The organism is Microbacterium sp. BDGP8, from assembly GCF_029991045.1.
Taxonomy (GTDB): Bacteria; Actinomycetota; Actinomycetes; order Actinomycetales; family Microbacteriaceae; genus Microbacterium; species Microbacterium plantarum.
The window spans coordinates 2053579-2079347 of the sequence record NZ_CP120712.1 but is presented as its reverse complement, the minus strand read 5'-3'; the positions used below and the strand labels follow the sequence as shown (position 1 = coordinate 2079347).

The window sequence follows — 25769 nt, the reverse complement described above, 5'->3', positions numbered from 1 at the left end:
CTGGGAAGCGGTGAACGGCCTGGGGGCGGCCGTCGTCGCGGTGGGGGAGACCGTCGACAACAATCCGGTGCTGAACATCTCGATCTTCGGCGCATTCGTCGCGGTGACGCTGTTCATCGTCATCCGTGCCAGCCGCAACAACAAGACCGCGGCCGACTACTACGCCGCGGGCCGCTCGTTCACCGGACCGCAGAACGGCTTCGCGATCGCGGGCGACTATCTGTCGGCGGCATCCTTCCTCGGCATCTGCGGCGCGATCGCGATCAACGGATACGACGGGTTCCTGTACTCGATCGGATTCCTCGTGGCCTGGCTCGTCGCGCTGCTGCTCGTCGCCGAGCTCATGCGCAACACCGGCAAGTTCACGATGGCCGACGTGCTGTCGTTCCGGCTGAAGCAGACGCCGGTGCGGATGGCGGCCGCCATCACCACGCTCGCGGTGTGCTTCTTCTACCTGCTCGCGCAGATGGCGGGAGCGGGCGGTCTGGTCTCACTGCTGCTGGGCATCACCGAGCAGGTCGGCCAGTCGATCGTGGTCGCCGTCGTCGGCGTGCTGATGATCGTCTACGTGCTGATCGGCGGCATGAAGGGCACGACGTGGGTGCAGATCGTCAAGGCGTTCCTGCTCATCGGCGGCGCGCTCGTCATGACGATCTGGGTGCTGGCGATCAACGGGTTCAACCTCAACACGCTCCTCGAGAGCGCGGTCGCCGCCTCGCCGAAGGGAGAGGCGATCCTCGGACCGGGCCTGCAGTACGGCGCCAACCCGTGGGACTTCATCTCGCTCGCGGTCGCGCTCGTGCTGGGAACCGCGGGTCTGCCGCACGTCCTCATGCGCTTCTACACGGTGCCCACCGCGAAAGAGGCCCGTCGCTCGGTGGTGTGGGCGATCTGGCTCATCGGCCTCTTCTACCTCCTCACCCTCGTGCTCGGGTACGGTGCGGGCGCGCTCGTCGGTCCGGAGCGCATCGCCTCGGCGCCCGGCGGGGTCAACTCCGCTGCTCCGCTGCTCGCCCTCGAACTGGGTGGCCCCCTGCTGCTCGGCTTCATCTCGGCGGTGGCTTTCGCGACGATCCTCGCGGTCGTGGCGGGCCTCACGATCACGGCGGCGGCGTCGTTCGCGCACGACATCTACGCGAACGTCGTCAAGAAGGGGAACGTGCCGCCCGACGGCGAGGTCAAGGTCGCTCGCCGCACGGTCATCGTGATCGGCATCCTCGCGATCGTCGGCGGCATCGGCGTGCAGGGACAGAACGTCGCGTTCCTGGTGGCCCTCGCCTTCGCTGTCGCGGCTTCGGCGAACCTCCCGACGATCATCTACTCGCTCTTCTGGCGGAAGTTCACGACGCGTGGCGCGGTGTGGAGCATGTACGGCGGCCTGGCGGCAGCCATCATCCTCATCATCCTGTCGCCCGTGTTCTGGGGCACCGAGACCAGCGTGTTCAAGAACGTCGGCACGGCCATCTGGCCGCTCAACAACCCGGGCATCGTGTCGATCCCGCTGGGCTTCTTCCTCGGCTGGCTGGGTTCGGTCACTGAGCGGCGGCGGGAGGACCCGGTGAAGGCGGCCGAGATGGAGGTGCGTTCTCTGACCGGTCATGGCGCGGAGAAGGCGGTTGATCACTAGGCCGCGACACCTCGCTGATCGAGACGACGGCCCCGGGCGCGCTGCCCGGGGCCGTCGCCGTTCCGGCGCGGCCTACACGCGGCCGGAGTCGGCTCTGCTCTCGAGGTCGAGCAGGAATCGCTTGCGCTCGGGATGGCCGCCATACTGTCCGATCGATCCGTCGCTGCGGACGACACGGTGTGCGGGCACGACGATCGAGATCGGCGTCCGCGCGCACGCAGACCCGACGGCTCGGTGCGCTCGCGGTGAGCCGGCGGTGATCGCGATCTCGCCGTAGGTCGCCACCTCGCCGTAGGGAACGCGGCAGACCGCGCGCAGTGCGGCGCCGGCGAATCCCGGCGGGGCCAGGAGCCAGTCGATCGGCGTCCGGAACTGCCGCAGCCGGCCCGCGAAGTACTCGTCGAGTTCGGCGGCCACGTCGGCAGCCGCGCCCGGGTCGTGGACCGGGAGCGCGCCGAGGCTCAGGGTGAGGTCGGCGAGGGCGATCTCGGCGGGGCGGTCCAGGATGTCGAGGTGGGCGAGGCCGGTCTCGGTCACGACCAGGAGGGCATCGCCGATCGGCGTGGGGTGCACCGCGAATGCTGCGTCGGTCATGGCTCCATCATCCCGGGCGGCCCCGCTGCGCCCCGCGCGCGGCGACGATGCGGGGGATGGGCGGCGGCGACGGGCGCCGGGGGAGGAACCGCCGATCGTCCGGCGTGTCGGAAATAGCGCGAAACTCGGCGGCGCCTGAGGGCCGGATGCAGGCGCGCCGCTTAGGGTGTGTGCTGTGTGGCGAGGAGATCGAGGAGCCGTCCGTCCGGACGCAGCCGACGAGGTTCGGGTCGATTCGGTGACCCCGGCGCAACTCGATGTCGCCGAAGACGACGTCGCCGTCGCCCACGTGGCCGACCCGGAGCGTGAACGCATCCGTGTGCAGGCCGCCCGCCTCGGCGGCCGTTCGACGCTGCTCCACTACATCGCTTCCGACGATGTCGGCATCGACATCACCAAGGCGCATCCGGGCAGCCTCCCGCAGTTCATCACCGGCCGTTCGACGCTCCTGTCGAACCTCTTCCGCGACGAGGTGGCGCTGCGCACGGCCCGCCTCGCCGCCGGGCGCATCACCGCGAAGGACGTCGAACTCCGCACCACGCGCGGCCTCGACACCGTCCACCTGGGCGTCGGATTCGCCTCGTGGCGGGCCGGAGGTCTCACCTTCAACGCCCCGGTCCTTCTCCGACCGCTCGCCATCCGCCGCCATCACGGCGACTTCGATCTCAAACTCCACGGCTCGTTCTCCGTCAATCCCGAGCTCGTCGAGATCGCGCGTGCGCACTTCGGAATCGACCTCGACCGGCGCGGGCTCGCCGCGCTCGCGTACGACGGCGGCATCTTCAAGCCGCAGCCCGTCATCGACCATCTGCGCGCCCTGACCGCCCATGTCGACACCTTCACGGTTCAGCCACGGCTGATCGTCTCGACGTTCGCGGATGTCGCCGCTCGCGCCGAGCGCGATGCGGCAGACCTCGACGTCCCCGTGCTCAACGCTCTCGCCGGCCACGAGGACGACCGCGCGCTCGTGGCTACTCGTTACCCCGTTCCCGACGCCGTTCCCTCGGACGACCGCCCGCCGGCATCCGACCGACTGCTGCTCGACGCCGACGCCGAGCAGGAAGGCGTCCTCGACCGGATTGTCGCCGGGCAGTCGCTCGTCGTCCACACGCTGCCGGGCACAGGGGGCACGCAGACGATCATCAACGCCGTCGGCGAGCTGGTCCGCCGCGGCAAGCGCGTCCTCGTCGTCAGCGCTCGCCGCTCCACTCTGGAGGGAGTCCGTCACCGCCTCGCCGGCATCGGGCTGCCCGGGCTGGCCGTCTCGCCACGGGGCGTCCACCGCGACCTCATTCGCGCGATCGCCCGCAACGAGAAGGCGCAGCACCCGAAGATGGGCGAGATCGACGACGCCCTCGTTCGGCTGCGCACGGTTCTGCGCGACTATCGCGTCTCGCTGACGCAGCGGCATCCCATGCTCGGCGTCTCGCCGCTCGAAGTGCTGCAGAAGCTGACGACGATCGCGGCCGAGTCGCCGCAGCCGTCGGCAGCCACGCGCTTCGATGCCGCGACCCTCCAGCGCCTCTCGACGCGTCGCGCCGAAGCGGCCGCATCGCTCGCGACCGCCGCTCGGCTGGGCGAGTTCCGTTTCGGGCCCGATGACTCGCCGTGGTACGGCGTCGCGTTCGAGACGACCGAGCAGGCACGCGCGGCACACGCTCTGGCAGGCCGCCTGCATCGCACCGAGATCCCCGAGATCCTCGAGCGCGGGTACGAGCTCATCGGGCAGACCCGGATGCGGCCGTTCACGACGCTCGCCGAGCTCGGTGCGTACATCCGCCTTCTCCAGGGGATCCGCGCGTCGCTCGACCGCTTCAGCCTGACTGTCTTCGAGCGTCCGCTGGGCGATCTGATCGAGGCGCACTCCACCCGCCGTGACACTCCCGAGATGAACGGTGCGACACGGCGTCGCCTGCGACGGCTCTCGAAGGAGTACGTCCGGCCGGGCATGCACGTCACCGACATGCACGACGCCCTCGTGCGCGTGCAGAAGCAGCGCGAGCAGTGGCAGCGTCTGGCCGAAGTGGGCGTCGTCCCCGAGATCCCCGCGGGTCTCGACGCGGTCGCGACCTCGTGGCAGCGCGTCGACGCCGACCTCGCCGAGCTCTCGCGCGTGCTCGGCCCGGGGCACGATCTGCTCGCGACGCCGATCCCCGAGCTCGTGCGGATCCTCGCCGGGCTCGCCGCGGAGTCCGACGTGTTCGACAACCTCGTCGAACGAGCGACGCTGCGCGGTGAACTCGCTTCCCTCGGCCTCGAGGGCCTGCTCACCGAGCTTTCGGTGCGCCATGTGCCCGAGGAGCGCGTCGCGGCGGAGTTCGAGTTCGCCTGGTGGCAGTCCGCCCTCGAGGCGATGCTTCGCAGCGACCGTGCACTGCTCGGAGCCAACACCAGCGTCGTCGATCGCCTCGAACGCGATTTCCGCCTCGTCGACGAGGCGCACGCCGCCTCGGCGGGGCAGCAGCTGGCGGCCGAGCTCGCGACGCGATGGAAGATCGCGATCGTCGACGAGGCTGACGAGACCGCGGCGCTCAAGGCCGCGCTGCGCGAGGGCACAGCGTCGGCTGCCGAACTGCTCGCCGTCGCGCCGAAGCTCCTGCGCACGCTCGCGCCCGTCTGGATCGCGTCGCCCTACGAGGTGGCCTCCCTGCCGGCCCGGCCCGCGTTCGACGTCGTGATCCTGGCGGATGCCGGCGCCCTGAGCGTCGCCGAATCGGCCTCGGCCCTTCGCCGCGGGCGGCAGATCGTCGCGTTCGGCGACCCCGTCACGCAGCGCCCGACCCCGTTCGAGATCGCCGCCGACCGCGATCCGTCGGACGAGCCGATCGCAGACCCCGACGAGCGGAGCGTCTTCGAGCGCCTCGCCGAGATCGTTCCGGTCGAGACCTTGACCCGCAGTTACCGCGCGGGCGGCGAAGACCTCGCCGAACTCGTCAACGAGGCCTTCTACGGGGGCGAGATCGTCTCGTTCCCCTGGGCCGGCTCGTATCTTGGACGCGGCAGCCTCAGCGTCGACTACGTCGAGGGCGGTGTCGGTGCACCGGACCCCGACTCGGGAGCGGTCGAGAGCCCCGATGCCGAGGTCGCCCGTGTCGTGACGCTCGTCGTCGAGCACGCCGTCAACCGGCCGAACGAGTCGCTGATGGTCGTCACGGCGTCGACCAAACACGCCCTCCGCATCCGGGCCGCCGTCGAGGCTGCTTTCGCCGGACGATCGGATGTCGCCGAGTTCGTCGGCCGCGAGACGGCTGAGCCGTTCGCCGTGCTCGGGCTCGAGGAGTCGGTCGCCGAGAGCCGAGACCGCGTCGTGTTCTCGCTCGGTTACGGTCTGACGCGCCACGGGCGCGTGCTGAGCGACTTCGGTGTGCTGTCGGGGCCGGATGGTGAGCGGCTGCTGACGGTCGGCATGACGCGCGCCCGCCGTTCCATGGTGATCGTGTCGTCGATCCGGCCGTCGGCGTTCGACGACGGACGACTCGAGAACGGCGCCGCCACGCTCATGTCGATCCTCGGGGGAATCGCGGCACGCGCTCGCGAGGCCCGTCTCGAAGACCTCGCCGACCCGCTGACTCTGGCCCTCGCGCAGAACCTCCGCCGTCTGGGCGTCGCGGTCGATGTCGCGTACCGCGGGCTGCTGCCGCTGGTCGCTCAGCGCGACGGCAAGGCCGTCGTCGTCGAGGGCGACCCCGAGACGATCGGGCAGTCGCTCCGGGAGTCGCTGCGGCTGCGTCCCCAGATTCTGCGGCGGCTGGGATGGCACTACATCCGCGTGCACTCGTTCGACCTCTACAGCGACCCCGCCGGTGTGGCCGCGCGTGTCGCTGCGATCCTGGGCGTCGAGCCCGAGGCACCGACCGCGGACGCGAGCACCGAGCCGCTCGATGTCATCGAGTGACCGACAGCGGGTCGAGCGGGTCGGCAGCCGCCGAGCTCGACTGACCGCCGCTCCGGGTACGACGGCCGAGCCGACATCGGCCGATGAGACGACGGATGCCCCGGCCGGCGCCGAGGGCGCGGCCGGGGCATCCGGTCCGAATGATGCGCGGATGCGGAACGAGGTTCCGCCGCACTACTGATCCGGTCAGGCGGACGGCGCCGCCGGGGGAGTGTTCTGCGAACGGCGCAGCGGGGCGTCGGTGGTCGCGGCTGCGGCGCTCGAAGCAGAGGTCGCGGCGTTGTTCTTCTCCAGCAGATCGCGGATCTGGATGAGGAGCTCCTGCTCGGTCGGGAGCTTCGCCGCCTCTTCGACGACGCCGGCCTTGGCGGCCTGACGCTCCTTCCACTTGTTCATCGGAACGACGAACACGAGGTAGACCACGAGAGCGACGGCGAAGAAGCTGATGATCGCGCTGATGAGTCCCCCCAGGGGGAACGCGACCGGCTGACCGTAGATCCCGGTGAGCGTCGGGCCGGCGATGCCCTCTTCGTTGGGCTGGTAGAACAGCTCGACGAGTGGGTTGATGATGCTCGACACGATCGCGTTGACGACGGCGGTGAATGCACCGCCGATGACCACGGCGACCGCCAGGTCGATGACGTTGCCGCGCATGATGAAGTCGCGGAAGCCCTTGATCATGGCTCTCCTCTCTCCGGACGCGCCGGGTGTCACGAGCCCGCCGCGGCGGGGGAGGACTTCGCCTCGGACTTCGATGATGCCGAAGACGACGAGTCGCCGCCACCGGTTGACGTGTCCGCCCCCGAGCCGCTCGCGCGGGAGTCGGTGCGGTAGAAGCCGCCGCCGTTGAAGGTCACGCCGATCGACCCGTACTGCTTCCGCAGCTCGCCCGAGCACTCGGGGCAGACCGTGAGAGCGGGGTCGGCGAAGGACTGGACCGCATCGAAGCGGTGCCCGCACGACTTGCAGGCGTAGGCGTAGGTGGGCATGGTTCCTCGGTGTTCAGTGCGCCTCGGGGGCGAGGACGACGGTTCGGGTGGGAGTGACGACGCCGGTGACCGGCTGATCGTGCAGATCGCGCGGCACCTCCTCGACGAGTTCGGAGTCGAAGAGCACGGCGTACACCGGCGGGCGGTTCTCCATCGAACCGAGGGTCTTGTCGAAGTAGCCGCGGCCCCAGCCGAGACGCATGCCGGCGGAGTCGACCGCCGCGGCGGGGATCACCAGCAGATCGACCTCTCCGACGGAGATCGGACTGAGCACTTCACCGATGGGCTCGGGAATGCCGAACAGTCCGTCCGAAACGGCGGCGCCCGGCTCGGCGACGACCCAGTCGAGCAGACCGTCGTTGCGGCTGATGGGCAGGAGTACCCGGACGCCCGCGGCCACGGCTTCGTCGATGAAGGCGCGCGTGCCGGGCTCGGTCGGCGCCGAGAGGTAGCACGAGATCGAGCGGGCACCGGTGCTGGCGACGAGTTCGCGGAGCTGTGTGCGGATGCCGTCTGCCGCAGCTGCGCGAGCGGCATCCGACATCCCGTACCGGCGTTCGCGGAGGTCCGCCCGCAGAGCGCGCTTGGCGTTGTCGATCGCGTCGGACATGCCCCCGATTGTAAAGGGTGGGCATCAAACCACTCGCCTGCGCCACCTGATCGATATGGTGGACCCATGTCTCAGCAGCGCATCAAGGCCGTCATCCCTGCCGCGGGTCTCGGTACCCGCTTCCTTCCCGCGACGAAGGCGATGCCGAAGGAGATGCTGCCGGTCGTCGACAAGCCCGCGATCCAGTACGTCGTCGAAGAGGCGACGCAGGCCGGCATCGACGATGTCCTGATCATCATCGGTCGCAACAAGAACAACCTCTCGAACCACTTCGACTCCGTCCCCGAGCTCGAGCACAACCTCACCCGCAAGGGCGACGACGTCAAGCTCCGCAAGGTGCAGGAGTCGTCCGACCTCGCCGACATCCACTTCGTCCGTCAGGGCGAGCCGAAGGGCCTGGGGCACGCCGTGCTGCGCTCGCGGGCGCACGTCGGTGACTCGAACTTCGCCGTCATGCTCGGCGATGACCTCATCGACGAGCGCGACCCGCTGCTGCCGAAGATGCTCGCGGAGCAGGAGCGCTCGGGTCTCACGGTCGTCGCCCTCATGGAGGTCGACCCCGACCAGATCCACCTCTACGGCGCCGCGGCCGTCGAGCCGACCGACGATCCGGATGTCGTGAAGGTCACCGGCCTCGTCGAGAAGCCGAAGAAGGAGGACGCCCCCTCCAATTACGCGATCATCGGGCGTTACGTCCTCAAGCCGAACGTGTACGAGATCCTCGAGCGCACCGAGCCGGGCAAGGGTGGCGAGATCCAGCTGACCGATGCGCTGCAGGAGCTCGCGACGACCGAGGGAGTCCTGGGTGTCGTCTTCCGCGGACGCCGTTATGACACCGGGGACCGACTGGACTACATCAAGGCCATCGTGCAGCTCGCCTCTGACCGTGATGACCTCGGACCCGAGCTCCGCCCGTGGCTGAAGGACTTCGTCGGAAACCTCTGACACGAGAACCGGAACGCGCGTGGATGCCACCGCACCCCGCCACCACGGATCGGTGGCCATTCGGCTGATCAGGCCGCGCGATGCCCGCACTCTGCAGGCAGAACTCCTCGCGAACCGTTCCTGGTTGCAGCGGTGGGAGGCGACGAGCCCGGACGGGCCGGTGTCTTTCGACATGCGGCTCGGCATCCGGCGTCTGTTGCAGCAGTACCGTGATGGCGCCGGTGTGCCCTTCGTCATGGAGCACGACGGGCAGATCGCGGGACAGCTGAACGTCTGGGGCATCGCGCGCGGCTCACTGTCGTCGGCGACGATCGGGTACTGGGTGAGCGAGCGGTTCGCCGGCAAGAGCATCACGCCGACCGCTGTCGCCTTGGCGACCGACCTCTGCTTCGAGGAACTGCGGCTGCACCGGATGGAGATCTGCATCCGGCCGGAGAACCGGGCGAGCCTGCGGGTGGTCGAGAAGCTCGGATTCCGCTACGAGGGACTCCGCCGTCGCTACATCCACATCGACGGCGACTGGCGCGATCACTTCGCTTTCGCGCTCGTCGCGGAGGAGGTGCCGCGCGGCGTCCTCGGGCGCTGGCTCGAGGGCGCAGTGCCGCCTGATGCAGCGGCCATCCCCCGTGCCGACCGTCGCGCGGCCGGACTCGAACCTTAAAGTTGAACAAGAACTTCAGACACGCGTGTGTCTGGGGTGTCACCACGCGGGATGCCACGTACGGTTGTCCCCATGGGTGGGCAGGTTCTCGGCGGCGGCGTGATCGTCCTCGTCGCGGTCGCGTTGTGGATGGTCTATCTGCTTCCGTCCTGGCACAGTCGTTACCGCTACGACGCCGCCGAGCGCAACGCCGTCCGCCTGAACCAGGCGCTGCGCGTGCTCGCCGAGACGGCTGAGGCGCCGGAGGAGGTGCGGGTCGAGCTCTCGACGCGCACCGCGCTGGCGCAGCAGAAGCTCGCGCGTCAGGTGCAGCACGAGAAGGAGCAGCTGCGACTCGAGAGCGAGCGCCGCCGGCTCATCGAAGCGCGCCGCGAAGTGCGTGTCGCGCGCTCCGCACGCATGACGTCGCCCGAGCACCGCGCGCGTGTCCGTCGCCGTCTCCGCCTGGCGACGACGATCGTCGCTCTGCTGGCTGTCGGCGCGAGCGGCGCCGGCGGCTGGATGCTGGCATCGTCCGGATCGGCCGCGCTGCTGATCGCGGGCATCGCGACCCTGCTCGTGGCCACCGTCGTGCTCAACCGTATGGCTGCGGTTGCTCGACGCGCCGCCCGCTCTGCCGTCGTCGCGCCGTCTGTCACCGCTACCGTCCAGCCGGCCTCGGCCGTGGTGCCCGAGTTCGAGTTCGCCGACGCGCGTGCCACCTGGACTCCCCGCGAGCTGCCCCGCCCGCTTACGGCCTCGGCCGGGTCGCGTGCCGCCGCCGTGCTCGACGAGGTCGACGCGCGCGAAGCTCTCCGTCAGGCCGCCGTCGGTGAGGCGATCCAGCGAGAGGCCGCGCGTCGCGCGCCGGCATCCATTGCCGCCAGCCGCGCCGCCAAGGCACCCACCCCGGCGTTCGTGCCGACGGGTCAGGTCGACGACGCGCAGATCGAGGACCACGTCCGGCGACTTCTCGCGCAGCGCGCAGCAGGCTGATCCCGGCTCAGCGCTGCAACAGGACGCGCCCGTTCCCCACGACGAGCTCGCGCTCGGGCGTCCGAACGAGGGCGTCCATCGGGTTCTCTGCGTCGACGAGGATGATGTCGGCGCGAGAGCCCGCCTCGATCCGGCCGACCGGCAGTCCCGCGAAGGGGGCCGAACCGCCCGTCGCGATGTCGACCACACGGCGCAGGTCGTCGTCGCGGACGAGGCTCGAGGCGCGGGCGTACTGCCAGGCGATGCCGAGCAGATCACCGGTGCCGTAGGGGCTCCACAGGTCGCGGATGCCGTCGGTGCCGAAGCCGAAGCGCACGCCCGCGGCATCCATCTCGTGAAGCGGCAGCTGGGAGAGGCGCAGGGGCGCCACTGTCGTCATCGTGATGTCGAGCGCGGCCATCGCCTGCAGCAGGTCGCGTCGGTGCGACGCGCCGACCTGTGCGAGCGCGAACCCGTGCGCGAGGTTGACGCGTCCCGCGAGGCCGAACCGCTCGGTCCGCTCGATGATCAGCTCAATCTGGAACGCGCCGAGCTCGGCGGGGTCGTGCAGATGCAGGTCGATTCCGACCCCGCGGTCGGCGGCGACGCGGAAGAGCGCGTCGAGCTGGCCGACCGGGTCGCGATCGATCGACGCAGGATCCAGCCCGCCGATGAACTCCGCGCCGGCGGCGGCCGCCTCGTCGAGCAGGTCGATGACGCCGGGGCGGCGCAGCACGCCGTCCTGGGGGAAGGCCACGATCTGCACCTGGAGGGCCCCGTCGTATGCCGCGACCGCTTCGCGCACCGCTTCGATGCCGCGCTGGGCGACACCGAGGTCGACATCGACATGCGTGCGGATCGCGGTCGTGCCGTGACGGACGAACTGCTCGAGGACGTGCGCCGTCGTCGCGACGCTCGGGATCCCCAGCTCGTCGCGGCGGGCGCGTTCGTGTCGGATGCGGCCATCGGTGCCGCCCTCGCCGCCGTACGACTGCCACGGGAGTCCCCACCACGACTTGTCAACGTGGGCGTGGGTGTTGACGAGGCCGGGCAGCGCGAGCATCCCGCGCCCGTCGATCTCGAGGCCAGTGTCGCCCGCGTCTGCGGACGGCGCCTGCGGCGTGGCCGGCTCGACCGAGGTGATCAGGCCGTCGGCGATGCGGATGTCGACGGCGGTGGCGTCGGAGACGCGGACTTTGCGAATGACAGATGCCGCGGGGTGGTGCATCCCTCCATTGTGCGCGCGCGGGTGCACCCTGACAGCGTGATAGTGTGGGGGAGTTCCGGGCCTGTGGCGCAGTTGGTAGCGCGCTTCGTTCGCAATGAAGAGGTCAGGGGTTCGAATCCCCTCAGGTCCACCGAGAAAGCCCCCGCATCGCGGGGGCTTTTCGCGTTCTACGACGGGTACACTGTATGCAAATGAATCGATCCCCCGGGAGGTTTCGTCCATGACCACCTACAACGTCGGCGTCATCGTCGGCAGCATCTCGTCGACCTCGATCAACCGTCGTCTGGCGAAGGCGCTCACCAAGCTGGCCCCGCAGGCCGGGCTCGAGCTCACCGAGATCCCGATCGCACCGCTGCCCTTCTACTCGGCTGACAACGACGCGTCGATCCCCGCCGAGGCTGCCGAGTTCAAGGCTGCGGTCGAGAAGGCCGACGGTGTCATCATCGTCACCCCCGAGTACAACCGCTCGGTGCCCGGCGTCCTGAAGAACGCTCTCGACACCGCGAGCCGTCCGTGGGGCGACAACAGCTTCGCCGGCAAGCCGTCCGCCGTCATCGGCATCTCCATCGGCGCGGTGGGCACCGCCGTCGCGCAGCAGCACCTGCGCTCGATCCTCTCGTTCCTCGCGTCGCCCGAGCTCTCGCAGCCCGAGGGCTACCTGCAGCTCACCGAGGGGCTGATCGACGACGACGGCACCGTCACCAACGAGTCGACGTCCGAGTTCCTGCTCTCGTGGCTGAAGGCCGTGCACGCGCACGTCGCGAAGAACCTCGCTGCCGCCAGCTGATCAGACCCCTCTCGACAGGGCGCCCGACCACACGGTCGGGCGCCCTGTCGTCGTGATGCACCCCGGCGCATGGTGTCGTCGCCGGTAGGGTGACAGGCGTGACGCGCCCTCCCGAGACCGACGAAGCCCAAGCGGTGCGCGCTCTCGGCGCGACCGTCCGTGACTCGCGTAAGCGCCTCGGGCTGAGCGTGCACGCCCTCGCGGAGAAGGCGGGAGTGAGCTTCGGGCTCGTCAGCCAGCTCGAGCGCGGAATGGGCAATCCGTCGCTCCAGTCGATCCATCGACTCGCGGGTGCCCTCGGTGTGCCGGTCGGCCAGTTGCTCGACGAGCCGGCGGGTGAGCTCGCCGTCGTGGTCGCCGGCCAGGGGCACCGGATGCCGCCGATCGCCGACATCCCCGCCGGTCAGCAGTCGGTCCGCGAACTGCTGACCCCCCGGGGCGAGTCGATGCTGCAGCTGATCCGGTCGACCCTGCCGGTCGGGTTCAGCAACGAGAGCCGCCCGTTCCGGCACATCGGCACCGAGACCGTTACGGTCGAACGCGGGGTGCTCATCGTCGCGCAGGGCGAGCGCCGCGTGCGGCTCGAAGCCGGCGACACGGTGACCTACGGCTGTTCCGAGGCGCACTGGTGGGCCAACGGGCACGATGATGTGACGGTCGTGCTCGGCGCCGTTACGCCCTTCGAGCGCTGAGATCCGCGCGCAGATCGCTCGCGCGCAGCTCGACGAGCCGGTGGAGCTCGGCGAGTGGGTTGCCGTGGTCATCGACCCGGAGGTCGACCCATGCGTCTCCGGCGAGACTCGACGAGGTCACGACGACCGCAGCGCTCTGGCGACCCCGGCGATCACCGCCTTGCGCTTCCCCCGCCGCGAGAGCGGCGACGAGACGCGCGGCGAACGCGGCCGCATCGGGGGCCGGGGCGACCTCGTCATCGTCGTCACCTGCCATCCAGGCGTCTCGGATGGCAGTGAGCACGTCTTCGCCGGTCAGCAGGTTGCCGGCGACGATCAGGTCACTCTCGACGAGGTGGCCGCTCCACGGCGACGTGTCCGCACCCGTGTGCGCTGCGCCGGGACCTGCCGACGGCAGGACGGCGGCCTGGCGCAGTGCCGGCTCGTCATCCCAATGGGGGATGAGGGCGACGGCATCCGCTGCGGATCCCGACGCGACGGCGTCGAGAAGGCGGCCCCGCAACGCCCGGTTGGTCCAGGCCTGGCTCGCCGCCGCGCCGACGCCCCGCCGCACCTCGATGACGGCGTTGCCGACGGCGAGCGACCTGCTCGCCGTGGCGGCGCCGATCAGGCCCGTACGGCCGTCGCGTGCCAGGACGGTGAAGGTCATGCGATTCCTCTCGCGGGGCGATTGTGAAGATTCTGTTTCGAGATGGGCCTGTGCTTGTCGCCCTCCCTCATGGTGGCACATACTGATCGAATCATCATCAAAATGATGCACCAGCGATGATGCCCTGACCGATGACCCGATAGGCAGACCATGAACAAGCGCACCGCATTCGGCGCCGTGACTTTCGTCGCGGCGCTCACCCTCGCCGGTTGCTCCGCGGGCGAAGGCGTCGACCTCGACGGCGCCGCCGGCGTCGAAGGAGACGTCCTCGTCGCGGCCATCGGCGGTGAACCCGACCAGCTCGACCCGCATCGCACGAGCTCGTACTTCGCGTTCGAGGTGCTCGAGAACGTCTTCGACACGCTTGTCGCCCCCGATGAGAACCTCGAGATGCAGCCCGCTCTCGCCGAGAGCTGGGAAGTCAGCGACGACCAGCTCACCTGGACCTTCGATCTGCGCGACGGCGTCACCTTCCACGACGGATCCGACTTCACCAGCGCGGATGTCGTCTACTCCTACGACCGCATCATCGACGAGGAACTCGCCAACGCCTGGAAGTTCAGCGCGGTCACCGACGTCACCGCTCCCGACGACGACACCGTCGTCATCACCGTGTCGCAGCCCACGCCGAACCTGCTGAGCAACCTCGGCGGCTTCAAGGGCATGGCGATCGTGAAGAAGGAGAACGTCGAGTCGGGCGACATCACCACCGCGCCGATCGGCACCGGACCGTTCTCGGTCGCGAGCTACACGGCCGGCGACCGCATCGACCTCGCCGCCAACGAGGACTACTGGGGTGGTGCGCCCGACCTCGGCGGTGTCGAGTTCCGCTTCATCTCCGAGCCGGCGACGGCTCTCGCCGCGCTCCGCGCCGGAGACATCCAGTGGACCGATGTCGTGCCGACGCAGCAGGTCGCCGACCTTCAGGGCGACGACGCGGTGCAGCTCGGCCTCACGCCCTCGAGCGACTACTGGTACCTGGCGCTGAACGAGGCACGGGGACCGTGGAGTGACGTGCGGGTGCGGCAAGCGATCGCTTACGCGATCGATCGCGACGCGATCGTCCAGGCGGTCAGTTACGGAACCGCAGCCCAGAACCAGCTCGCGATCCCCGAGCAGAGCGTCTGGTACACCTCGTACGACCGGTACTCGACCGACCTCGACACCGCCCGCGGGCTGCTCGACGAGGCCGGCTTCGCCGGCGGAACGCTCGACCTGCTGGCCACGTCCGACTACCCCGAGACCGTCACGGCTGCACAGATCATCGCCGCGAACCTCGAACCGCTCGGCATCGACGTGCAGATCCGCCAGCCCGACTTCTCGACCTGGCTCGACGAGCAGAACTCCGGCAACTTCGACATGCTCATGATGGGCTGGCTCGGCAACATCGACCCCGACGACTTCTACTACTCGCAGCACCACACCAATGGGGCCAGCAACGCGCAGAAGTACTCCAACAGTGAGGTGGACGGACTGCTCGACGCCGCCCGTGTCGAGGTCGACCAGGACGCGCGCAAGGGCCTCTGCGCCCAGGCCGCGACCATCATCGCCGACGAGGCCAGCTACATCTACCTCTACAACCCGTCGGTCATCCAGGTGTGGTCGCCGCAGGTCTCGGGCTACGAGACGCGCGCCGACCGCGCCATCCGGTTCGCCGGCGCATCGATCGGCGACTGACATGACGACCTCGAGCACCACGGTCCCCCCGAGAGGAGGCCTCATGAGAATCAGCCCCGCACGCATCGCGCGGTTCCTCGGCGTGCGCCTGCTCTCGTCGGCGCTCGTGCTGCTCGGGGTCGCCGTCGTCGTCTTCGCCCTCATCCAGCTCGTGCCGGGCGACCCGGTGCGATTGGCCCTCGGCACGCGGTACACCCCCGAGGCCTACGAGGCACTGCGCGCGGCATCCGGTCTCGACCGCCCGCTGTGGGAGCAGTTCTTCGGCTACCTCGGCAGCGCCGTCACGGGGGACCTCGGGGTGAGCTTCCGCAACGGCCAGCCGGTGACGGTGACCTTGCTCGACCGCCTGCCGGCGACGGTCTCGCTGGCTCTGGTCGGCCTCGTCATCGCGCTGGTCCTGGCCGTGCCCGCCGGCATCTACTCAGCCCTCCGCGAGGGACGCCTGAGCGATGTCATCGTGCGGCTCACGAGCCAGTTCGGCGTCTCGATCCCCGACTTCTGGCTCGGGATGCTGCTCATCTCGCTCTTCTCCGTGACGCTCGGCTGGCTGCCGGCGAGTGGCTACGTCGCCTTCGGCACCGACCCCGGCGGGTGGCTGCGACAGGTGTTCCTGCCCGGGCTCACCGTCGGCCTGGTCGCGGGAGCGATCATGACCCGCTACATCCGGGCGGCCGTCATCGACGTGGCGTCGGCGGGGTATGTCCGCACCGCGGTGTCGAAGGGCCTTCCGCGCCGTGTCGTGACGTTCCGGCACATCGTGCGCGGCGCTCTGGTTCCGGTTCTGACGATCGCCGGGATTCAGCTCGCGACCATTCTCGGCGGCGTCGTCGTTGTCGAGGTGGTCTTCGCCTGGCCGGGTCTCGGACGTCTCGTGTTCGAAGCCGTGGCCGCCCGCGACTATCCGCTCATCCAGGGGGCCGTGCTGCTGGTGGCCGTGATGTTCATCGCGGTCAACCTCATCGTGGACGTGCTCTACGCGATCGCCGACCCGAGGATCCGTGTCTCATGACCATCGACGCCTCTTCCGCCTCCGAGCCCGCCACGGCACCCGCCGCCACCGAGCATGGCCGCACGCCTGCCTGGCGTCTGCTGCTGTCCAACCCGACGACCGTGGTGAGCGGTGCGGGCCTGCTCGCCATCGTGCTGCTCTCGGTGCTGTCGGGCTGGATCGCCCCCTACGGCATCAACGACATCGACGTCTCGCGTGCGTTGCAGCCGCCCGGCCCCGAGCACTGGTTCGGCACCGACGAGCTCGGTCGCGACGTCCTCTCGCGTGTGCTCGTGGCGGGGTCGACCTCGCTCACGATCGCGGTGGTCGCCGTGCTGTTCGCCCTCATTCTCGGCCTCGCGATCGGGGCCATCGCGGGCTATCGCGGCGGTTGGGTGGATGCCGCCCTCATGCGGGTCGTCGACGTGATGTTCGCGTTCCCGGTGCTGCTCCTCGCGCTCGCGATCGTCGCGATCTTCCAGCCCGGCCAGGTGACGACGACGATCGCGATCGGCATCGTCTACACCCCGATCTTCGCCCGGGTGGCTCGAGCCAGCGCGCTGTCGGTGCGCACCTCGGCGTTCGTTCAGGTGTCGCAGACGATGGGGACGCCCGGATGGTGGATCCTCAGCCGCCACGTCCTCCCCAACATCGCCGGACCCGTCGTCGTCCAGACGTCGCTCTCGCTCGCCTTCGCAATCCTCTCCGAGGCGGCGCTGTCGTTCCTCGGACTCGGCGTGCAGCCTCCCGCGCCCTCGTGGGGAGGGATGCTGTTCACCGCGCAGGGCTTCCTCGGCCAGGCCTGGTGGATGAGCGTCTTTCCCGGCGCCGCGATCTTCGTCACGGCGCTCGCCTTCAACCTCGTGGGCGATGGCCTGCGCGACATCCTCGATCCGCGTCAGCGGACCCTTATCGAAGCGAGGAGGGCGCGATGACCGCCGCTGCTCACCCGGTGCTCTCGGTGCGCGATCTGCGCGTGACCATCGGTACGAGAGAGATCGTTCACGGCCTCGGCTTAGACGTCATCGCCGGCCAGACCCTCGGTATCGTGGGCGAGTCGGGGTCGGGCAAGACGATGTCGGTGCTCGCCGCGACCGGGCTCATCGACGCACCCGGGGCGCGTGTCAGCGGGTCGAGCGTGCTGCGGCGCCGGAACGAGGACGGCAGCATCGATGCCACGGGTGTGGAGCTCGTCGGTGCATCCGAGCGCACGCTGCGCAGCGTGCACGGCGACCGTGTCGGCTTCGTCTTCCAGGATCCGTCGACATCGCTCAACCCGTTCCTGACCGTGGGCCGCCAGATCACCGAGTCGCTCGAGACCCATCGCCGCCTCTCTCGTCGCGCGGCGCGTACGCGCGCGATCGACCTGCTCGACGCTGTCGGGCTGCCGCGGCCCGACGAGCGCGTCGACGCCTACCCCCACCAGTTTTCCGGCGGTCAGCGTCAGCGCGCGATGATCGCGATCGCGCTGGCCTGCGATCCGGCGCTGCTGATCGCCGACGAGCCGACGACTGCGCTCGACGTCACCACCCAGGCCCAGATCATCGACCTCGTGCGCGAGCTCCAGAACGAGCGCGGCACCGCCGTGGTGTGGATCAGCCACGACCTCGGCGTCATCGGGCAGGTGGCGGACGACGTCCTCGTACTGCGCGAGGGACAGACCCGCGAGCACCGGCCCATCGGCGACATCTACGCCGCCCCCGAAGACGACTACACGCGAGAGCTGCTCCGCGCGCGGCCGCGGATCGTGGCGGATGCCGGCCCGCCCGAGCCCGCGGCATCCGACGTCCTTCTCGACGTGACGGATCTCGATGTGTCGTTCACGATCCCGACTCCCACCGGACGTCGCACCATCCACGCCGTCGACGGGGTGTCGTTCTCGGTGCGGCGGGGCTGCACGACGGCCCTCGTGGGGGAATCGGGTTCGGGCAAGTCGACGATCGCGAACACCCTGACGGGTCTCGTGCGCCCCGACTCGGGCACCGCCACGCTCGCCGGACGCGACGTGCTGCGCGCCGGGCGGCGCGAGCGCCGGCGGATCTCCATGGTCTTCCAAGACCCGTTCGCCTCGCTCGACCCGCGACGGAGCGTCGGCGACGCCATCGCCGAACCCCTCACCGTGCACCGGCTCGGCGGGCCGAACGCCGTCGCGAGAGAACGGCGCACGGCAGAGCTCCTCGACATGGTCGGTCTTCCCGCGGCATTCGCGACCCGGTTCCCCCACGAGCTGTCGGGCGGGCAGCGTCAGCGCATCTCGATCGCTCGCGCCCTCGCCCTCGAACCGGAGCTGATGATCCTCGACGAGGCGACGGCGTCGCTCGACGTCTCGGTGCAGGCGCGCGTGCTCGACCTTCTGCGCGACCTGCAGGGCGAGCTGGGACTGACGTACCTCTTCATCGCCCACGACCTCGCGATCGTGCAGCAGATGAGTCACGACGTGGTCGTGCTGCGCGACGGCAAGGTCGTCGAGTCGGCGCCGGCCCGGCAGATCTTCGCCGAGCCGTCGGATGACTACACCCGGCGACTCCTCGCCGCCGTGCCGCCCGAGGAGCCGCGGGTCCGCCTGTCGCTTCCGTGACCTGGCGACGGCGCGGGTCGCGACGGCGCTGTCGGGTTCGTTCAGGTGCGAGGCGTAGCATGGTCGGCGGGGTTCGGCCCGCGGCATCCGATGTGCCGCCGCCCGGCCCGTGATCGACGGCAGATCCTCATCTGCCCGTCGTCGACCTGCGAGAAAAAGGAAGTGAGGTGAGGTGCTCAATGAGCGGTGATAGTTGCCATCGCGAGATCATCAGCGCCGCGCCCGCTGCCGGCCCGCTCGTCGACCGAATCGACTCCTGAGCGGACGAGCCGCGGTGCGACGCGCCAGCAGGCTTCGCGATGTTCTCCGTGCCGTCGTCTTCGTGACGATGCCACGGATGTGCGCGCGTCCACATGAGGAGGGCTCCCATGACTCCGGAGCAGATCAACGAACTGACCATCGTCGTCGACGGCATCGCCGCGCCCCTGTCGCGCGGTGATCTGCCGTCGGCCGCGGCCGCTCTCGCCGACGTCGAGCCCGAGCGTCTCGCCGAGGTGCTCGAGCGACTCGACGGTCGTCGCCGCGCCGTCGCCTACCGGCTGCTGCCGAAGGACCACGCGCTGCAGGTCTTCGAAGCGCTCTCGCCGAACATGCAGGGGGAGCTCATCGGAGACCTGCGCGACGCCGAGGTGGCGCACATCTTCGGCGACCTCGACCCCGACGACCGCGCCTGGCTCGTCGACGAGCTGCCGGCATCGCTCGCATCCCGGCTGATGCGCGGGCTTCCCGCTCACGAGCGCGAGATGACCGCCGCCGTGCTCGGCTACCGTCGCGGCTCGATCGGGCGCCGCATGAGCCCGGAGTTCGTGTCGGTTCCGATCGGCAGCACGGTCGCGGGCGCGCTCGACCGGGTGCGGGCGCGTCTGCACGACGCCGAGACGGTGTACACGCTCCCCGTCGTCGACGCGGGTCGTCGCGTCGCCGGGGTCGTCAGCCTGCGCGACCTGCTCGCCGCCGACCCCGACGCCGGCCTCCGCGACATCATGCAGAGCGCGCAGACCGCGAGCGTGGACGACGACGCCGAGACCGCCGCGCGTCGCTGCACCGAGCGGGGCCTGCTCGCGCTGCCCATCGTCGACAGTGAGGAGCGGCTCGTCGGCATCCTGACGGTCGACGACGCCGCCCGCATCCTGGAGCACGAGGAGAGCGAGGATGCCGCGCGCCAGGGCGGCGCCGAGCCGCTGCGCCGGCCCTACCTCTCGACGCCGATCCTGCAGATCGTGCGGTCACGCGTCGTCTGGCTGCTGGTGCTGGCTGTCGGAGCGACCCTGACCGTGCAGGTGCTGTCGGCGTTCGAGGCGACGCTCGCCCAGATCACGGTGCTCGCGCTGTTCGTCCCGCTGCTCATCGGCACCGGCGGCAACACCGGCAATCAGGCGGCGACGACGGTCACGCGTGCGCTCGCGCTGGGCGACGTGCGACCTCGCGACGTCGTGCGGGTGCTGAGCCGCGAGGTGCGCGTGGGATTCTTCCTCGGCAGCATCCTGGGGCTTGTCGGGTTCGCGGTCACGGCCCTCGTCTATGAGCCGCGCATCGGTCTCGTCATCGGGGCGACCCTGATCGCGGTGTGCACGATGGCCGCGACGGTCGGGGGAGTCATGCCCCTGCTGGCCCGGGCGATCCGGGTGGACCCAGCGGTGTTCTCGAACCCGTTCATCACGACGTTCGTCGACGCCAGCGGGCTCATCCTGTACTTCCTGATCGCCCGCGCCATCCTGCAGATCTGAGGTCCTGCCTGCGCCGTGGGTCGGTGCCGGGATGCAAGGGATCGGGCGCGGCGCGCCGGTGCGGATGCCGTTCCGCCGGCGTGTCGGCCACGATCCCTTGCATCCCGGTTACGCGGTCAGACCAGGGCGTCGCGCGCTGCCCCGGCGGCGAGGCGTTCGGCGGCGAGCGACTCCGCGGCGGCGAGCGGCGTGACACCGCGCGAGTCGGCCTCGTCGAAGATGCGCCGCAGCACGTCGCCGATGCCCTCGACGCGCGTCGCGATCTCGCTGCGATCGCGCTGCTTCGCAGCGAGGTCGAGGTAGATGACACCGCCGGCGTTCACGACGAAGTCGGGGGCGTACAGGATGCCGCGCGCGGCCAGGCGGTCGGCGCCGGAGCGGTGCGCCAGCGGGTTGTTCGCCGGTCCGCACACCGCCTGCGCATCGAGGGCGTCGATCACCTCGTCGGTCAGCACCCCGCCGATGCCCGCTGGCACGAACACGTCGGCCGAGGCGAGGTGGGCCTCGGCGGGTTCGATCCACGTTGCACCGAGGCTCGTCGCGAGCTCGCGCTTCGCGGGGTTCACATCGGTCACGGTGAGCTCCGCCCCCTCGGCAGCGAGCTGCACGGCGAGACGGCTGCCCACCTGTCCGAGCCCGGCGATCGTGACCCGGCGTCCGGCGACCTCGCGAGAACCGGTCGCGCGCTCGAGCGTCGCGAGCAGCGACGCGTGCACGCCGATGCTCGTCGGGCCGGCAGGCTCGCCCGAGCCTCCCACGCGGTCGGGGAGCCCCACGACGTGTGCCGTTCGCTCGCTGACGGTCAGCATGTCGTCGGTGGTCGAGCCGACATCCTCGGCCGTGCGGTACAGGCCGCCCAGCGACTCGACGGCGTCACCGAGGTCGAGGAATGCGGCACGGCGCCGCTCGGCGTCGAGCACGGTTCCCGGAGGCAGTCCGATCACGGCCTTGCCGCCGCCGGCATCCAGACCCGCGGCTGCGTTCTTCAGCGTCATCGCCGCCGACAGGCGCAGGGCGTCGCCGAGGGCGTCGCTCCAGTGCGGGTACGTCCACACCCGGGCGCCGCCGAGGGCGGGGCCGAGCACCGAGGAGTGCAGCGCGGCGGCGATGAAGAGGCCGCTCCGCCGCCCCGTGATCACCTCCACGCGCTCGTGCGTGAAATCGGGCAAGGGCAGGGCGTGGGTCATCGCGATCCTCTTTCGGCGGAGCCTTGTGGGCTCATGCTCTCCGTGCCGCGGCGTTGCGGCATACAGCCCATTGTGCCCCTTCTAGAGTGTGAGCGTGACCACCGATCTGCCTCCACGAAGCCGAATCGTCCACGACTCCCTGCGCGCTGCCGGCATCCTCGGCGACATCGTCGTTCTGCCGGATGCCGCATCCACGGCCGCCCTCGCCGCAGCGGCGCTCGGCGTCGAGGTGGGGGCAATCGCCAACAGCCTCGTCTTCTGGTCCGACGGCGAGCCGCTGCTGGTCATGACCAGCGGGGCGCACCGCGTCGACACGGCCGCACTGGCCGAGCGCACCGGGCGCAGCGCGATCACGCGCGCGAGCGTCGAGCAGGTCCGCGCCGCGACGGGACAGGCGATCGGCGGGGTCGCGCCGACGGGACACCCGGCACCTCTCGCGACGCTCATCGACGAAGACCTCGCGCAGTACGACGAGATCTGGGCGGCCGGCGGCACCCCGCACACCGTCTTCCCGCTGACCTTCGACGAGCTGGTGCGCCTCACCGGCGGAACGGTCGTCGCCGTCGTCTGAGCGGGGCTCAGCCCTTCGGGCTGTCGAAGGTCCATTCGTCGGGGTCGGTCGCGGTCGCGACATCCCAGTCGTCGGTCCGCCACGTGAAAGTGGCCACCGCGCACGTCGGCATCCCGCCGATGCCGCCGTTCGACAGACGCTCGGCGAGCACCGTCATCCCCGGGTCATGCGCCACCACGAGCACCGACCGCGCACCGCTGCCGCTCGCCGCGTCGAGGAGCACGCGCGCCGAGGCGCCGTAGAGCTCGTCGCGCAGTTCGGGTTCGAGCCCGAGCACGGCACCGAAGGCGGCCGCCGTCGTGCGAGCGCGAAGCGCGGTCGAGGCGAGGATGCGCTCGACCTCGACGCCCGTGCTCGCCAGCCGCTCAGCCATCGCGGGGGCGTCGCGCATGCCGCGGTCGTTCAGCGGACGGTCGTGGTCGTCGAGTGAGGGCGAGCCCCAGTCGCTCTTGGCATGCCGCGCGAGGATGAGCGTCGTCATGGAATCATCCTCCCGCGCCGAAGACCGCGTGGGCGATCGTGTAGATGACGAGTCCGGCGAGCGATCCCACGATCGTGCCGTTGAGTCGGATGTACTGCAGGTCGCGGCCGACCATGAGCTCGATCTTCTCGGTCGTCTCCTGAGCGTCCCAGCGCTCGACCGTCTCGGTGATCACCGAGGCGATGTCGGCCCGATGCCGGGCCACGAGCGTCGCGGCGGCGTCGATGACGCGCGCGTCGATCCGCTGCTGCAGTGCCGTCTCGGTCGACAGGCGTTCGCCGACCTCGGTGAGCGCGGCAGCGATGCGACGGCGGAGCGGGCTCTCGGCGTCGCCGAGCGAGCGGACGAGACCGGCCTTCGCCGTGCCCCACGCCTCGGCGGCCAGGGCGCGAACGCGAGGACTGTCGAAGACCGCCGCTTTGGCGGCCTCGAGCCGCGCCGCCGTCTCGGTCTCGCCCTGCAGATCGCCGGCGAGACGAGCGAGGTAGCCGTCGATGGCCTTTCGTGCCGGGTGCTCGGGGTCGTTTCGCACGGCCGCGACGAACGTCAGCGCCTCGCGGTAGACGGTGTCGTCGACGAGCCGTGTTGCCACCGACGGTAACCACGACGGCAGGCGGCGGGAGACGAGCCCGGTGAACACCGAACGGTTGGCGACGAGCCAGGTCTCGATGTTGTCGATGGCGAGATCGACGGCGCCGTGGTGAGCGCCGGCGCCGACGACGCGCTCGAGCCATCCCCCGATCGAGGGCCCCCAGGAGGGGGCCAGCAGGTGCTCGCGCGCCAGGTCTTCGAGCAGGTCCTGCACCTCGTCGTCGCTCAGCGCCGTCAGGATGCCGGATGCCGCCGCCGATGCCTCGGCCGAGACGCGCTCCGCGTTCTCGGGACGCCGCAACCACGCGCCGAGCCGCGTCGCGATGCCCATCGATTCGAGCTTGCCGCGGATGACGCCCGCTTCGAGGAAGTTCGTCTCGACGAACTCGCCGAGGGTGTGGCCGATCTCGTCCTTGCGCCTCGGGATGATCGCCGTGTGCGGGATGGGCAGGCCGAGCGGATGCCGGAACAGCGCCGTGACGGCGAACCAGTCGGCGAGGGCTCCGACCATGCCACCCTCCGCGGCGGCGCGGACATAGCCGAAGGCGGGGACGGTCTGCTGCAGGGGGAAGGAGATCGCGAAGACGATCGCCATGAAGATCAGCGCGCCGAGGGCGACGGCCTTCATCCGCCGCAGCCCCTGGCGTCGAGCCTGGTCGGCGGGGGAGAGCAGGGAGGTCGGCGTGCGTGCCATCCGGTCATCCTCCCACGGGGCTTCGCCGAGCGGGGCCGGTCTCGGCGTATCCTGACCGCGTGATCGACGACATCCAGAAGCGAGCCCTGCGCCGCACGAGCATCCTCGAAGGCCAGGTCCGCGGGCTCGCCCGGATGATCGAGAACGAGGACTACTGCATGGACATCATCGCCCAGTCACGGGCCATCCAGAAGGCACTCGCCTCGCTCGACAAGCTCCTCATCGAGAACCACCTCCGCACCCACGTGACCCACATGTTCGAGAACGGCGGCGCCGATCGCGAGCAGGCCGTCGCCGAGCTCCTCAAGGCCTATGACCTCGAGACCCGCTGACCGCATCCGTCCCTCCGCCTACCGTCGAGTCGCCAGGAATTGCGGATCCGGTGGCCCCGGCATCCGCGGTTTGTGGCGAGTCGACCGGCCCGGGCCGAGCGGGCAACCGGTCAGGGGGTGAGAGGGCCGAGCCAGGCGGCGGCGACGGTGCTGTGGGCGGACTCCGGATCCGAAGGGTGGAACATCCCTGCTACGACGTCACGGTAGAGGCGACCGAGCTCGGAGCGGGAGAAGTACGACGACCCGCCCGCCACCAGCATCGCCTCGTCGACGACGGCCTTCGCCGAGGTGACGGCGCGGTGCTTCAGCCCGCTGAGCTTCGCGAACCAGAGGCCGCCGTGATCGGCCCGCTCGTCGATGTCGCGCGCGATCGCCTCGAGCTGCGGCAGCATCCCGTCGTACGTGAGCGCCATCTCGGCGATGCGCCAGCGGATGTCGGGATCCTGGCTGTACGCCAGCCCCGTCTTCTTCGAGGTGCGCGACTGGGCGGCGACGACGGCGACGTCGAGAGCGCGTCGGGCGATGCCGGTGTACACCGACGCGAGCAGCAGCTCGAAGACCGAGAAGATGCCGAAGACGAGCGGATCCGGGTTCGGGCCGGGGGAGAGGCGGCGCACGACGCGGTTCGGTGATGCGAGGGCGCCGTGCAACTCGGTCGTGCGCGACTGCGTCCCCCGCATGCCGACGGTGTCCCAGTCGTCGCGCGTGCGGACCGCGTCGGTGCGGTCGACGAAGGCGAACACCATCTTCGGCGCGTCCTCGCTCGTCGTGTCGAGGCCGTGCAGCCCGAGGTGGTCCCACACCGGAGCGAGCGAGGTGAAGATCTTCGTGCCCGTGAAGGCGTACCCGCCGTCGGACTGCGGCTCGGCCACGGTGTCGCTGCCGAACAGGACGAGGTCGTTGCCCGCCTCGCTGATGCCGAACGCGAACACCTCGCCCGCAGCGGCGCCCTCCTGCACGAAGCGCAGGGCGTCGTCACCGCGGTCGGACAGCACCTTGGCAACACCCGTCCACACGAGGTGCATGTTGATCGCGAGCGCTGTCGCGGGCGCGGCACCGGCCAGCCGCTGCTGCAGAACGGATGCCTGCGCGAGCGACAAGCCCGCGCCGCCGAGCTCTTCCGGAACGAGGATGCCGAGGTAGCCGGCTTCTCGCAGCTCGGCGAGATCCTCGTCGGGGAAGACGTTGTCCGCGTCGACGCCCGCGGCTCGCTCTCGGATCCGTTCGATGAGGCTGTCGGGAAGGTATCGGGCCGGGTCGAAGTCGCTCACGGCATCCATTCTGCTCCCGCCCTCCTCACCCGGTCGCCTGG

General features: G+C 70.2%; 25 protein-coding genes and 1 tRNA gene. 16 read left to right on the top strand and 10 right to left on the bottom strand.

Going from position 1 to position 25769, the window contains the following annotated elements; all coding sequences use genetic code 11:
- Positions 1-10 precede the first annotated feature (10 nt).
- On the top strand, positions 11-1627 hold the full coding sequence (locus P6897_RS09970; protein ID WP_282502585.1) for a cation acetate symporter: 1617 nt from the start codon (positions 11-13) through the stop codon (positions 1625-1627).
- Positions 1628-1699: 72 nt separating this feature from the next.
- On the opposite strand, the gene P6897_RS09965 is transcribed toward P6897_RS09970, so the two are convergent.
- On the bottom strand, positions 1700-2221 hold the full coding sequence (locus P6897_RS09965) for a methylated-DNA--[protein]-cysteine S-methyltransferase (RefSeq protein ID WP_282501087.1): 522 nt from the start codon (positions 2219-2221) through the stop codon (positions 1700-1702).
- Positions 2222-2387: 166 nt separating this feature from the next.
- Here P6897_RS09965 and P6897_RS09960 point away from each other — a divergent pair, with 166 nt between their 5' ends.
- Both P6897_RS09960 and P6897_RS09955 read left to right on the top strand, forming a co-directional pair.
- The gene (locus tag P6897_RS09960; protein ID WP_282501086.1) at positions 2388-6116 is read left to right on the top strand and encodes an AAA family ATPase; all 3729 of its coding nucleotides are present in this window, start codon (positions 2388-2390) and stop codon (positions 6114-6116) included.
- Positions 6103-6297, top strand: a complete 195-nt coding sequence (locus P6897_RS09955; RefSeq protein ID WP_112617026.1) for a hypothetical protein — start codon at positions 6103-6105, stop codon at positions 6295-6297. The genes P6897_RS09960 and P6897_RS09955 overlap by 14 nt, the downstream gene beginning before the upstream one ends.
- Positions 6298-6302: 5 nt before the next feature.
- On the opposite strand, the gene mscL is transcribed toward P6897_RS09955, so the two are convergent.
- The 3 genes from mscL to P6897_RS09940 are packed head-to-tail and all read right to left on the bottom strand — an operon-like array spanning position 6303 to position 7715.
- Positions 6303-6797, bottom strand: coding sequence for a large conductance mechanosensitive channel protein MscL (gene mscL, locus P6897_RS09950; protein WP_282501085.1), 495 nt, complete (start codon positions 6795-6797; stop codon positions 6303-6305).
- 29 nt (positions 6798-6826) lie between these two features.
- Entirely contained in the window at positions 6827-7105 is a 279-nt protein-coding gene (locus P6897_RS09945) for an FmdB family zinc ribbon protein (protein WP_282501084.1), read from the bottom strand.
- 13 nt (positions 7106-7118) lie between these two features.
- A complete protein-coding gene (locus P6897_RS09940; protein WP_112617023.1) occupies positions 7119-7715 on the bottom strand; it encodes a 5-formyltetrahydrofolate cyclo-ligase in 597 nt (198 codons plus the stop codon).
- Between the two features lie 66 nt (positions 7716-7781).
- Here P6897_RS09940 and galU point away from each other — a divergent pair, with 66 nt between their 5' ends.
- The 3 genes from galU to P6897_RS09925 all read left to right on the top strand — a co-directional run bounded on the left by galU (position 7782) and on the right by P6897_RS09925 (position 10296).
- Positions 7782-8660: a UTP--glucose-1-phosphate uridylyltransferase GalU gene (gene galU, locus P6897_RS09935; protein ID WP_112617022.1), complete on the top strand. Its 879-nt coding sequence runs from the start codon at positions 7782-7784 to the stop codon at positions 8658-8660.
- Between the two features lie 19 nt (positions 8661-8679).
- The gene (locus tag P6897_RS09930; RefSeq protein ID WP_282501083.1) at positions 8680-9321 is read left to right on the top strand and encodes a GNAT family protein; all 642 of its coding nucleotides are present in this window, start codon (positions 8680-8682) and stop codon (positions 9319-9321) included.
- A 72-nt stretch (positions 9322-9393) separates the two neighbouring features.
- On the top strand, positions 9394-10296 hold the full coding sequence (locus P6897_RS09925; protein WP_274178576.1) for a large exoprotein: 903 nt from the start codon (positions 9394-9396) through the stop codon (positions 10294-10296).
- 7 nt (positions 10297-10303) lie between these two features.
- On the opposite strand, the gene P6897_RS09920 is transcribed toward P6897_RS09925, so the two are convergent.
- Positions 10304-11503, bottom strand: coding sequence for an amidohydrolase family protein (locus P6897_RS09920; RefSeq protein ID WP_282501082.1), 1200 nt, complete (start codon positions 11501-11503; stop codon positions 10304-10306).
- 57 nt (positions 11504-11560) lie between these two features.
- Here P6897_RS09920 and P6897_RS09915 point away from each other — a divergent pair.
- From P6897_RS09915 to P6897_RS09905, 3 genes are all read left to right on the top strand, one after another.
- Positions 11561-11633, top strand: a tRNA-Ala gene (locus P6897_RS09915).
- Between the two features lie 90 nt (positions 11634-11723).
- Positions 11724-12290, top strand: a complete 567-nt coding sequence (locus P6897_RS09910) for an NADPH-dependent FMN reductase (RefSeq protein WP_023954623.1) — start codon at positions 11724-11726, stop codon at positions 12288-12290.
- A gap of 98 nt (positions 12291-12388) precedes the next feature.
- The gene (locus tag P6897_RS09905; RefSeq protein ID WP_282501081.1) at positions 12389-12982 is read left to right on the top strand and encodes an XRE family transcriptional regulator; all 594 of its coding nucleotides are present in this window, start codon (positions 12389-12391) and stop codon (positions 12980-12982) included.
- Here the strand turns inward: P6897_RS09905 and P6897_RS09900 are convergent.
- Complete coding sequence (locus tag P6897_RS09900; protein ID WP_274178571.1) at positions 12963-13631, bottom strand: DUF1028 domain-containing protein; 669 nt, start codon at positions 13629-13631, stop codon at positions 12963-12965. The two genes, P6897_RS09905 and P6897_RS09900, sit on opposite strands and share 20 nt — an antisense overlap.
- Before the next feature lie 150 nt (positions 13632-13781).
- On the opposite strand from P6897_RS09900, the gene P6897_RS09895 reads away from it, so the two are divergent.
- The 5 genes from P6897_RS09895 (at position 13782) to mgtE (ending at position 20601) form a co-directional block, all read left to right on the top strand.
- The gene (locus P6897_RS09895) at positions 13782-15308 is read left to right on the top strand and encodes an ABC transporter substrate-binding protein (protein WP_282501080.1); all 1527 of its coding nucleotides are present in this window, start codon (positions 13782-13784) and stop codon (positions 15306-15308) included.
- A gap of 43 nt (positions 15309-15351) precedes the next feature.
- On the top strand, positions 15352-16317 hold the full coding sequence (locus P6897_RS09890; protein ID WP_274178569.1) for an ABC transporter permease: 966 nt from the start codon (positions 15352-15354) through the stop codon (positions 16315-16317).
- Entirely contained in the window at positions 16314-17231 is a 918-nt protein-coding gene (locus P6897_RS09885; protein ID WP_282501079.1) for an ABC transporter permease, read from the top strand. Before P6897_RS09890 ends, P6897_RS09885 begins: the two co-directional genes overlap by 4 nt.
- A complete protein-coding gene (locus P6897_RS09880; RefSeq protein WP_282501078.1) occupies positions 17228-18874 on the top strand; it encodes an ABC transporter ATP-binding protein in 1647 nt (548 codons plus the stop codon). Before P6897_RS09885 ends, P6897_RS09880 begins: the two co-directional genes overlap by 4 nt.
- 368 nt (positions 18875-19242) lie before the next feature.
- Positions 19243-20601, top strand: a complete 1359-nt coding sequence (gene mgtE, locus P6897_RS09875) for a magnesium transporter (protein ID WP_274178566.1) — start codon at positions 19243-19245, stop codon at positions 20599-20601.
- Between the two features lie 116 nt (positions 20602-20717).
- Here mgtE and P6897_RS09870 read toward each other — a convergent pair whose 3' ends face one another.
- A complete protein-coding gene (locus tag P6897_RS09870; protein ID WP_282501077.1) occupies positions 20718-21788 on the bottom strand; it encodes a Glu/Leu/Phe/Val dehydrogenase family protein in 1071 nt (356 codons plus the stop codon).
- 94 nt (positions 21789-21882) lie between these two features.
- Here P6897_RS09870 and P6897_RS09865 point away from each other — a divergent pair, with 94 nt between their 5' ends.
- Positions 21883-22359 carry a YbaK/EbsC family protein gene (locus P6897_RS09865; protein WP_274178564.1) on the top strand — a complete coding sequence of 159 codons (477 nt, stop codon included), beginning with the start codon at positions 21883-21885 and terminating at the stop codon, positions 22357-22359.
- A 7-nt stretch (positions 22360-22366) separates the two neighbouring features.
- On the opposite strand, the gene P6897_RS09860 is transcribed toward P6897_RS09865, so the two are convergent.
- Both P6897_RS09860 and P6897_RS09855 read right to left on the bottom strand, forming a co-directional pair.
- Positions 22367-22840 (bottom strand): histidine phosphatase family protein, encoded by a 474-nt coding sequence (locus tag P6897_RS09860; RefSeq protein ID WP_282501076.1) that lies wholly within the window; start codon positions 22838-22840, stop codon positions 22367-22369.
- A 4-nt stretch (positions 22841-22844) separates the two neighbouring features.
- Entirely contained in the window at positions 22845-24125 is a 1281-nt protein-coding gene (locus P6897_RS09855) for a DUF445 domain-containing protein (RefSeq protein ID WP_274178562.1), read from the bottom strand.
- 59 nt (positions 24126-24184) lie between these two features.
- On the opposite strand from P6897_RS09855, the gene P6897_RS09850 reads away from it, so the two are divergent.
- Positions 24185-24457, top strand: coding sequence for a metal-sensitive transcriptional regulator (locus P6897_RS09850; RefSeq protein WP_023954607.1), 273 nt, complete (start codon positions 24185-24187; stop codon positions 24455-24457).
- 110 nt (positions 24458-24567) lie between these two features.
- Here P6897_RS09850 and P6897_RS09845 read toward each other — a convergent pair whose 3' ends face one another.
- Positions 24568-25737 carry an acyl-CoA dehydrogenase family protein gene (locus P6897_RS09845; protein WP_282501075.1) on the bottom strand — a complete coding sequence of 390 codons (1170 nt, stop codon included), beginning with the start codon at positions 25735-25737 and terminating at the stop codon, positions 24568-24570.
- Between the last annotated feature and the right edge of the window lie 32 nt (positions 25738-25769).